Origin of the sequence: Prevotella sp. P5-108 (assembly GCF_002251385.1) — a bacterium.
Lineage (GTDB): Bacteria > Bacteroidota > Bacteroidia > Bacteroidales > Bacteroidaceae > Prevotella.
The window spans coordinates 20,492-30,823 of the sequence record NZ_NPJJ01000053.1 but is presented as its reverse complement, the minus strand read 5'-3'; the positions used below and the strand labels follow the sequence as shown (position 1 = coordinate 30,823).

Below are 10,332 nucleotides of genomic sequence, written 5' to 3'. Positions count from 1 at the left end.
AAAATCTTGACCTATACGCCTAAAATATGTACCAAATCCAAACTGCATTATTAGCACCCATTTTGACCTATACGCCTCATTTTCACCCCTCAAAATAACTATTTTGACCCCACAAAATGGCTATTTTCACCCTCAAAATGGTCACTATGAGACGTAAAGTCAAATCATATTCATTTGTCACCCAAGCAGAGGATGGTATCATCTTTTCAAAACCTCGTTGCTGCTTTGAAGGAGAAATCGATTCGGACTCTCCTTATATGAATAAAGGTAGGTTCTATAAATTAGTTTTCAATGTAAGGCAGTGTTTCTGTTTTACTTGGATGTCTTCACGCCTCTCGCACCGTATCTTTTTGTCTTTCATTCAGTCACGTAGCCCGCTACGCTCCCTCGTGAAAAACAAAAACCTACGGCACGATAGTCGCAAATACATCGCAAGCTAATTTATAGAACCTACCTAATGCTGTCAGTGAACGCCCTTTCGATAGAGGTGGTGCGATTAGGTACATAACTGCAAAATGAAGAACTCTGATGGTAAGGCATTGAAACAATAATGCTCTGATACATCTACCATAGCGGAGGGCAGCATGAAACAGCCCAGTGCATCCAGGTCTTTGACTGCTAAATGGATTCTGCCGATGTCGTAAGGATGTACAAGAGGGGGTGTGTCAGAAGTAACTGACACACCCCCTCTTTCATAACTTAACGTGAGTTCGATGAATTATAATTCATTGAAAATATGGTAATTAGCGAAATTTTTAGTAACTTTGTAGTGGATAAAAAACAATGAAACTAAAGAATTTCGCTATGATTACCGAAGACAAAGTTACAGAAATTTTCTGTATTGCTGATGATTTTTGCAAAGTTTATGATGCGCAGATGGCAAAATATACGTTTAAGGCAGAAGGAAAGCGCAAATACCACCGTGAAAGCCGCATGTCAAAGGCGGAAATCATGATTATAATGATTCTCTTTCATTCATCAGGGTATCGCTGCCTGAAGCATTTCTATCTCGAAAAGGTATGCAAACACATGCGCCATCTGTTTCCTGAGGTGGTATCATACAATCGTTTCGTTGAACTGGAACGGGAGATTGCCATCCCATTGATAGTGTTCATCAAGAAGGTCTTGCTTGGCAAGTGTACAGGTATCAGTTTTGTCGACAGCACACCTCTGCGAGTATGCAAGAATCAGAGAATCCATATTCACAAGACCTTCAAGGGTATCGCACAAAGAGGCAAATGCTCCATGGGTTGGTTCTTTGGATTCAAACTTCACTTGATATGCAACGAGAAAGGTGAATTGCTCAACTTTATGATAACCCCTGGGGATGTTGACGACCGAAAACCTCTTGAATATAAAGTTTTTGTCGAATTCATTTATGGAAAGCTCGTTGGTGATAAAGGATATATTGGAAAGCGTCTGTTTGAAAGACTTTTTGTGGATGGCATTCAGCTTATCACGAAACTCAAGAGCAACATGAAGGGAGCTTTGATGTCCGTTTCCGACAAGTTGCTGCTCAGGAAGAGGGCGATCATTGAGACTGTGAATGATGAACTGAAGAACATTGCCCAAGTTGAGCATTCACGACATAGAAGCTTTGACAATTTTGTAGTCAATCTTCTGGGAGGTATAGCTGCATACTGTTACTTCCCAAAGAAACCAACCATACGAGTACAGACCGTGGACATTTCAAATGACAGGCAACTTACTTTATTCTAAAGTATATTCGTCGAACTCACGTTAATTAATATAGGCGCAACATATAATCAATATAGACGCGCTTATAAACGGAATAAACAGAATTGCGAATTCTTGGCATTGTATCAACAGACTGCCTCAACCAACAAGGAAACTGAGAACAACTGAAATGAGAGCAATAAAGCGAATAGTGCTTACACTGTCTATGACCTTATTGTGCTGCCCGCAAGTCTTTACAGACAGCATCATGGACCGTATGCGCACCCGCGACTTCTCCCCCATCGACTATATGGGATATGTGCTCACCATGTGGTACAATGGTTTCTTCAACTATCCCTTCGTGGTACGTGTCAGCATCTTCATGATTCTCATCTGCTGTATATCGATGGTCTTCTTTACCATTTCTATCAGTGTCAACAAGCATTTCGAGGGCCGACGCAACCGCATCTACAACCGCTACTACAAGCGTTTCTACGACATCTTCTGCGAGATAACACTCAATAAGGACAAGCTCACCCGCAACGAGATCGACGAGCGCATAGGCCTCACCACCCGCGACATAGCCCGCCGCAAGAAGCCCAAGTACATGTTTGCGCTGTGCAGGCTGCTGGTGCAGGTCAAGTCAGACTACTACAACGAGTACAACTACCGCAACGTGCGCACCCTCTGCAACGCCCTCGCCATCAAAGAGTTCATGGAGCGTATGCTCGTGTTCGGTTCGCGCACCAACAGGCGTCGCGCGCTGCAAATCTCCCAGTTCATGATGATTGACCTGCCCGAGTCGGTGCTGGTGCGCCTGCTCAACTCGGTCAACCAGGTCATCCGCAAGGAGACACGTATGTACTATCTGTGGCTGAGCGACTACAATCCCTTCAGATTCTTCATGGAGAGCGAGTTGCACAACTATGAGTGGCGCGAATGGGACGCTCTGGAGATACACTTCCTGATGAGAGCACGCCATATAGCCAACAAGGAGATGCCCTCGCTGCCCCCTATCATCGCCGAGTGTGAGAACGAGAAGCTGCAAGCCTGTCTGATCAGAGAGGTAGGCTACTGGGGTACAGCCGAGGATATGGACAACATGAAGAAATACCTGGCCCACAAGAGTCAGGTGGTACGCCAGGCTACCATAGAGTGTATCATCAAGGCCCATCTGGTATCAGCAGAGCCGCTGCTCATGGCTGCCTACGCCCATCAGAACGAGCAGCTGCGCCTGTTTATCCTCCGCGCCCTGGTGACATTCAATACGGGCCGCGCCATCCCCTTCTTCCTGAAAGCATGGAGCGAGTCCAAGGTCCAGTCGACCAAGCTCAACATCATCATGTCGCTCAGCCTGTATGGCGAGAAGGGCATGGAAGAGTTTGAACGCCTGGAGAAAGAGTGTACCGACAAGGACGACAGTATCCTCTTCAAGCAGGTTAGAGTGTTTGACAGTTATATCAAGAATTTGGCACGATGAAAGAGATTATATTATACACCTACGGATATCTCGTCTTCTTCTACTCGATGGCGCTGATGTTCAGCTACGTGATGCTGGTGGCCCTGTCGTTCAGAGAGACACGCCGCTCGCGCCACTCCCTGAGCGACATCTACGTGAAGAAGATATTCGACAACTCGCCCTATACCCCCGGTGTGTCTATCGTGGCTCCCGCCTATAACGAGGAAAACACCATCGTGGACAACGTGAAGTCGCTGCTCTCGCAAGACTGGCCCAAGTTTGAAGTCATCATCGTCAACGACGGTAGCAAGGACCGCACGCTGGAGAAGATGATTGAGGAGTTTGACCTCGTCGAAGTGCCCTATCTCTACAAGCAGCGCATCATCGCCAAACCGTTCAAGCGTATGTTTATCTCCAACCGCAAGGAGTATGAGAAGCTGCGCGTGGTGGACAAGGAGAACGGTGGTACCAAGGCAGACCCCGTGAACGCCGGTCTGAACGTAGCCAACTATCCCTACTTCATCAATACCGACGTAGACTGTATCCTCTCCAAGAACGCCATCCGTATGTGCGTGCGCCCTATGGTGGAAGAAAGGAACGTGATAGCCGTATCGGGCGTGATGAACATCTCCAATGCCTGCAAGGTGGTCAACGGCGAGCTCATCAAGTACCGCATACCCTGGTCGCCCATCCCTCTGTTCCAGACACTGGAGTATCTGCGCTCGTTCATGATAGGCAAGATGGGCTGGAGCCACATCAACGCCATGCCCAACGTGTCGGGAGGTTACGGTATGTTTGACACCGAGATAGCCATCAACGCCGGCGGATACTCTGCCGACTCGCTGGCAGAGGACATGGACATGCTTACCCGCATGATAGGCTACTGCTGCGACTTCGACAAGCCCTACCGCGTGATACAGATACCGCAGACCTGCTGCTGGACGGAAGGTCCGTCAAACCTGCGCATGCTGTACCGCCAGCGTGTGAGATGGGGACACGGCCTGATACAGACATTTGCCAAGTATTACCGCATGATGTTCAAGAAGAAATACCGTCAGCTGGGTCTCATCACGATGCCCTACCTCTTCATCTTCGAATTCATCGCCCCCGTCATCGAGCTGATAGGTTTCTGCACGTTCCTCTACCTCGCCTTCACGGGCGGCGTCAACTGGGGCACAGCCTGGATTATCTTCCTGATGATGTATATCTTCTGCTTCCAGCTCTCGCTTGTCGTCATCTATTACGACTATCTGCAGACCCGCATGCGCGGCTGGAGCTATCTGCGACTCGTGCTCGCTGCCCTGCTCGAGCCCTTCTTCTACCACCCCTTCATCATGCTCTTCTCGCTGCGCGGCTACCTCAAGTTTATCATGGGTAAGCGTATCGTATGGGGCGAGATGCAGCGCAAGGGCTTCAACAATCCCAACAGCGGCAACGCTCAGGGCCAGGCCGACAACTCCCCCGGCCCCGACATCAATATAGCCACCCAAACCACCGAATAAAGAACCAAAACCAAAGTCATGATGATGAAAATACATAAACCACAGATATGCGGCATGGCGCTGACCCTGATGATGGCAGCCTCGGCACTCACGTTCACCCCTGCACAGGTGCAGGCACAGTCGATAGTGAAGACCAAGGACATCCATCTGCCCGACTACTACGACGCCACGGTGCGCGCCGCCTTCAAGCGCGGCAACTGGGAGGGCGGCAAGCGTCTGCTCGACGAAGGTCTGAAGCGCTACCCCGACGTGTCGACGCTCAACGAGCTCGCCGGCCGCTACTACTACCACAAGAAGTCCTACGACGACGCCCGCTTCTATCTGGTGCGCGCCCTGCGTGACAACAACGCCAACGTCGAGGCCAAGCAGCTCATCATCAATGTCGAGGAAGAGACACGCAACTACTCGAGCGCCATCTGCTACGTCAACGAGCTGCTCGAGATACATCCCTACTGGAAAGGACTCTGGCGCCGCAAAATCAACCTCTACCGCAAGCAGAAGAACGATGTGGAGGCCGACCGTCTGCTGGAGCGCCTCTGCCATATCTACCCCAACGACGCACAGCTGAAGAAAGACCTGAACTATCGCCTCGAACAGCGCGCCATCGCCGACCGCAAGGCGGGCGACAAGAACGGCGCCATAGAGTCGCTGCAGCAGCTGGTCAACAACGACCCCAAGAAGGAAGAGCACTATCTGATGCTCTGCAACCTGCTCCTGCAGCAGGGTCGCCGCAGCGAAGCCATCGACGTGGCCGACCGCGGCGTGAGCAATCTGCCCGGCAGCTACCGCCTCATCATCAAAAAGGCTGGCATCCTGGCCGAAGACAACCGCTATGGCGAGGCGATGGCGTTTGTGGAACGCTGCATGAAGCACAACCACAGCGGCCAGCTCAACAGCTTCTACGGACAGCTCCAGGCCGACGCCGCCCGCGCTGCCGCCAAGAGCGACCCCTATATCCTCTATGGCAAGGTCTATGAGCGCACCAAGAGCCAGGAGTCGCTCGACTATCTGCTCAATACCGCCATCACCCGCGGCTACTACGACGACGCCCTCACCTATATCGCCGCCGAGCGCAAGCGCAAGGGCGACACCGAAGACCTGCTCTACAAGGCATACATCGTAAACCGCCGTATGGGCAACGCCCAGGCTGCATCGAGTCTGCTCAGCCGCCTCTACCAGCGCAACCCCGCCAACAAGGATGTGGCTGACGAGCTGGCACGCGAGCGCCTCACCCGTGCCATGGAGATGATGAACAATGGCGATTACGGCGAAGCCCTCCCCCTGCTCGAGTTTGCCGCAGAGCACTCTACCGACAAGGAGGTGCGCGAGGCTGCCTTCAACCGCATGGTGACCTGCAACGTAGAGTTGCGCCGCTATACTGCCGCCGAGCGTGCGCTCGCTGACTATCAGGCACAGTTCCCCGATGCGCCCAACACCATACTCAAGCACGCCGACATCCTCAGCCGCAGCGGACGCACCGAGGCGGCTCTCGAACTGCTTGCCAAGGAATGCGAAGAGGAAGACGACGCCCTCACCCGCGCCCAGTATGTCAACGCCTACGAGGAAGCTGCCGTGCCCCACATCAAGCGCCTCATCCGGCTGGGCGCCTATGGCAAAGCCTATACGCAGAGCCTGCGCCTGCTCGAGATATGCCCCCTCTCTGAAGACGGTCTGCAATATGCCGTCAACACTTCTGCCCAGCTCAAGCGCTGGAAGGAGCACCGCCGCTGGGTGGCTCTGGGCCGCGAGCGCTATCCCAATGACAACTTCTATGTGGTCAAGCAGGCTGCGCTCTACACCACCGACCGCAAGTACTCCAACTCGCAGGACATCCTGCTGCCCAAGGTGGCAGAGTATATGGGCGACTCGCTGCTGATACGCGCCAACAGTACCAACAGCAGCGACTGGGCCATGGCGCTCCTGGACCGTCACCAGAACGACTCGGCTATGGCCGTCATCAACAAGGCGATAGAGTATGACAGCGAAAACCGTCTGCTGCTCTACACCAAGGGTCTCATCTTCGAGGCCAAGCATGAGTATGACTCGGCTTACGTCTACCAGAAATACTACCGTCCGGGCTACGGCGAGGAGGCTTCGTTCCGGCGTCATCTCGACGGACTCGTGGCACGCGGCTACCGCAATGGACTCAACTTTGAATACCTGCAAGGACGCTATGGAGAAGAAGATGTAATCACGGCTGTGGCTTCGATAGAGTATACACGCAAGCTGGACGATACCGACGCCGTCGGCGTGCGCTTCAACTACGCCGGCCGCGAGGGTGCCGCCAAGGACACCAAGAGCGACGACCAGCAGCCCGGAGGTACGGGCATCCAGCTGGTGGGCGAATGGACACACCAGTTTGACGACCTGTGGTCGGGAACGGCTACGGTGGGCTTGGCCAACAAGTACTTCCCCCAACTCATGGCTAACGCCCGTCTCACCCGCAACTTCACCCATGACTGGGAAGGCGAGGTGCATGCCGGTTTCCGCCGCATCAACTCCTACGAGAAACGGTTCAGATGGCAGGCTACAGGCGAGGACTCGCCGGCATGGGTCTTCGACCACTGGGACGACACCCACAATCTGCTGCTCAACCTGGGCATCGGCGCCAGCAAGACCATCGACCTCTTCTGGCTCAACGGTCGTCTGGACCTCTACAACATGAAGAGTAAGATGTATGCCAACCTGATACTGCAGGGCAAGTACTTCATGCTCAACGACGGCAAGTCGTGCATACAGGCACTGGCGAGCATCGGCTCGGCGCCCGAAGCGTCGATGATAGACAACGCGATGCCTGGTACCTTCAGCCGACTCAACACCCAGGTGGGCCTGGGCGGTCAGTACCGCATACACCGCAATGTCACACTGGGCGTGCTGGGCACCTGGCTCACCTACTACACCCAGACCAACACCCGCACGGGCACCGAAGAGAGCCCCATCGACGGCGTCAATACAAGATACAAAAACCTGTTCAACATAGATGTACAAGTTCTCATCAGCTTCTAAGACAATGGCCACAGCAGTGTGCGCGCTGATGCTCGCCCTGCCTGTCACCCTGCTGGCTGCATGCTCGGGCACAGAGCTCAAGCCCTTCAGCCAATACAGCGAGTATGCCGTCAAGGCTGCCGACGACGGCGACTCTGGCGACGCCAAATGGGCTGCCTATCTGAAGAGTCACTTCCAGAAACGGGCTACCGACCGCGACTGCATCATCGCCGGAAAAGCGCAGGACGACAGTCAGCTGCAGCTGGTGGTCGACCTCGACGGCAGCATGGACAGCGACTACGAGGTGGCTGTGGCTCCGCACGAGATAAGACTCAAGGCGCGCTCTACCGAAGCGATGCTCTGGCTGCAATACCAGTTCATGAGCTCGGCGTCGGCTGATGACGGCCGCTTCCTCTCTGCCGACCTGCCTCCCGCTGTGGTCGACTGCAAGAGCGACACTAAAGGCAGCTTCGCCTTCGAGCATCGCAGCATCTATACTCCCACCAATACCAATGCCGACATGATGCCCATACTGGGTGTGGGCAATGTAGACTTCGACTGGGGACTGTGGGGACACAATCTGCGCAAGGTATTTACCGACGGTATACCTGCCGAAGCGACGGCTATGGTCAATGGCAAGCGGGACGCGGGGCAGTTCTGCTTCTCGTCGGAGGCACTCTACCATGCCTATGAGCAGTTTGTGGTAGACCAGTATGGCGACGGCAGCGACGGGGTGACCACCCGCTTTGCCGTGGTGCCCAACGACAATCGGCTGGTGTGCCAATGCGCCGCATGCAAGGCAAAAGGAAACACACCGCAGTCGGCTACGCCGGCGGTGACAGCCCTCATCGAGCGGCTGGCGCGCCGCTTCCCGCACCAGATGTTCTTCACCTCGGCCTACTCGACCACCCGCACGGCTCCCACACACCGTCTGCCCGACAACGTGGGCGTGATGGTGAGCGCCATCGACATGCCTATGGCGCCGGAAGCATCACAGGCCAAGGGCCACGAGGGTCTCGAGGCGCAGATCAAGGCTTGGCAGAAATGCTGCGGCAGAGTCTATGTGTGGGACTACATGCGCAACTTCGACGACTACCTCACCCCCTACCCCTGTCTGCACCACATGCAGAGCAGACTGCGCTTCTACCGCGACCTGGGTGTCAAGGGCGTGTTCCTCAACGGCAGCGGATATGACTATGCGCCGTTCGACGATGTGCAGACCTATGTGCTGGCACAGCTGCTTATCAATCCCGATGTCGACATCGAGGCTTGCGCCAGCCGCTACTTCGCCTCGGCTTATCCCAAGACGGGTCAGCTGCTCGGCGACTACTATCGCAAGATAGAAGAGCAGGCACTGCACCACACTCTACCCTTCTACGGCGGCATCGACGAGGCGCTCGGCACTTGGCTCAACGCCCAGCAGTTTGGCGAGTTCTTCTCCACGATGGACCGGGCTTCCAAGCAAGCCGACGAGGCTGAACGCAGCAAGCTCAACCGTCTGCTTACGGCGCTTGCCTTTACCCGCCTGGAGATTATGCGCAGTCAGCAGCAGGCACCAAGCCGTCAGCAGATAGAGGCGATGACCTCGCTGCTGTCACACCATACCGCCTTCAAGGACATGGCCAACTACCGTGAGAGCGACGGCGACCTCGACGGTTACCTCAAGCAATGGAAGGATAGCTATCCTTGGCTCGATACCGCCGGCAATCTGCTCCACGGCGCCAACATCGATGCCGAGCCCAAAGCCGACACCCATCTGCTCACCGACGGCAAGCAGGGATTTGCCACCGACTATCATCTGGGATGGCTGATCACATCGGCACCAGTACAGCGGTTCTCGGTATCATCGGGTCTGCCATCAGCAGCCGTCTTCCATGTATCGCTGCTTCACGCACCACAATGGCACATTTTCGCGCCGTCATCGATAGAGGTCGTACAGGGCGGAGCGGTGAAAGGCAAGGCCATCATAACCTCCCCAACCGACAGCCGCCGCGTCAGGGTGAGCATCAGCGCTACGGGCTTGCAGCCTGGAGTCAAGACCGAGGTCATCATCACGCAGACCGCTGCAGCGGAAGGGCGCAAGACGATGGCTCTCGACGAAATAGAAATAACCAACAGACAATGATGCATATACATTATTATATATATAAGGCGTCACGAGTACTCCTGCCTCTGGTCATAATAGGCATGGCAGCAGTGATGGAGACCGCATGCACAAAGCGCGTGCGGCCCACCTACATCACCGTGTCCGACTCCATACGCCACTACTATCCCGTGGTGTCTGGCGAGGTGCTCGACCTCACCTACGTGGTACGCAACGAGGGCGACGACCCGTTCCTGATTGACGATATCCAGCCCTCGTGTGGCTGCATCGACGCTCCCAAGGACATCGACGCCATTCCGCCTCATGATTCCATCACCCTCAAGTTCTCCTTCGACACCACGAAGAACATCGGCTACGTCCGCCATAGCATCAGGCTCTTTGGCAACGTGCTCCCCCGCGGCATGGCTGTACTCACCTTTGATGTCAACGTGGTGCCGCCTTCCTTTGACCAACCCGACTACGAGGAAGTTCATTCGCAGCGCCGTGCCAACAATGTCGAGGAACTTGTAGATGGCAAATCCTCGGAGAAAGGATATTATACCGCTCCCGACGCCTCGCGCGACAGCCGTCAGCACGTGAGGTATCCGTGGCGCGACTGACCCCAA

6 protein-coding genes are annotated in these 10,332 nt (G+C 54.5%); all 6 read left to right on the top strand.

Annotated features, from left to right (window positions below):
* Positions 1 to 804 precede the first annotated feature (804 nt).
* The 6 genes from CIK95_RS10275 to CIK95_RS10250 all read left to right on the top strand — a co-directional run bounded on the left by CIK95_RS10275 (position 805) and on the right by CIK95_RS10250 (position 10,326).
* On the top strand, positions 805 to 1,719 hold the full coding sequence (locus tag CIK95_RS10275) for an IS982 family transposase (RefSeq protein WP_094387102.1): 915 nt from the start codon (positions 805 to 807) through the stop codon (positions 1,717 to 1,719).
* Between the two features lie 148 nt (positions 1,720 to 1,867).
* On the top strand, positions 1,868 to 3,157 hold the full coding sequence (locus CIK95_RS10270; protein WP_144007804.1) for a HEAT repeat domain-containing protein: 1,290 nt from the start codon (positions 1,868 to 1,870) through the stop codon (positions 3,155 to 3,157).
* The gene (locus tag CIK95_RS10265; protein WP_094466951.1) at positions 3,154 to 4,638 is read left to right on the top strand and encodes a glycosyltransferase; all 1,485 of its coding nucleotides are present in this window, start codon (positions 3,154 to 3,156) and stop codon (positions 4,636 to 4,638) included. The genes CIK95_RS10270 and CIK95_RS10265 overlap by 4 nt, the downstream gene beginning before the upstream one ends.
* 18 nt (positions 4,639 to 4,656) lie before the next feature.
* Positions 4,657 to 7,644, top strand: a complete 2,988-nt coding sequence (locus CIK95_RS10260; RefSeq protein WP_094466950.1) for a tetratricopeptide repeat protein — start codon at positions 4,657 to 4,659, stop codon at positions 7,642 to 7,644.
* A gap of 4 nt (positions 7,645 to 7,648) precedes the next feature.
* A complete protein-coding gene (locus tag CIK95_RS10255) occupies positions 7,649 to 9,748 on the top strand; it encodes a DUF4838 domain-containing protein (protein ID WP_158215125.1) in 2,100 nt (699 codons plus the stop codon).
* Entirely contained in the window at positions 9,745 to 10,326 is a 582-nt protein-coding gene (locus tag CIK95_RS10250) for a DUF1573 domain-containing protein (protein ID WP_254046454.1), read from the top strand. Before CIK95_RS10255 ends, CIK95_RS10250 begins: the two co-directional genes overlap by 4 nt.
* The last annotated feature ends 6 nt before the right edge of the window (positions 10,327 to 10,332 follow it).

What these genes read in the sequence shown, in the direction of transcription:
- CIK95_RS10275 (WP_094387102.1), top strand. Translation starts at nt 805, where the DNA reads ATGATTACCGAAGACAAAGTTACAGAAATTTTCTGTATTGCTGATGAT.
- CIK95_RS10270 (WP_144007804.1), top strand. Translation starts at nt 1,868, where the DNA reads ATGAGAGCAATAAAGCGAATAGTGCTTACACTGTCTATGACCTTATTG.
- CIK95_RS10265 (WP_094466951.1), top strand. Translation starts at nt 3,154, where the DNA reads ATGAAAGAGATTATATTATACACCTACGGATATCTCGTCTTCTTCTAC.
- CIK95_RS10260 (WP_094466950.1), top strand. Translation starts at nt 4,657, where the DNA reads ATGATGATGAAAATACATAAACCACAGATATGCGGCATGGCGCTGACC.
- CIK95_RS10255 (WP_158215125.1), top strand. Translation starts at nt 7,649, where the DNA reads ATGGCCACAGCAGTGTGCGCGCTGATGCTCGCCCTGCCTGTCACCCTG.
- CIK95_RS10250 (WP_254046454.1), top strand. Translation starts at nt 9,745, where the DNA reads ATGATGCATATACATTATTATATATATAAGGCGTCACGAGTACTCCTG.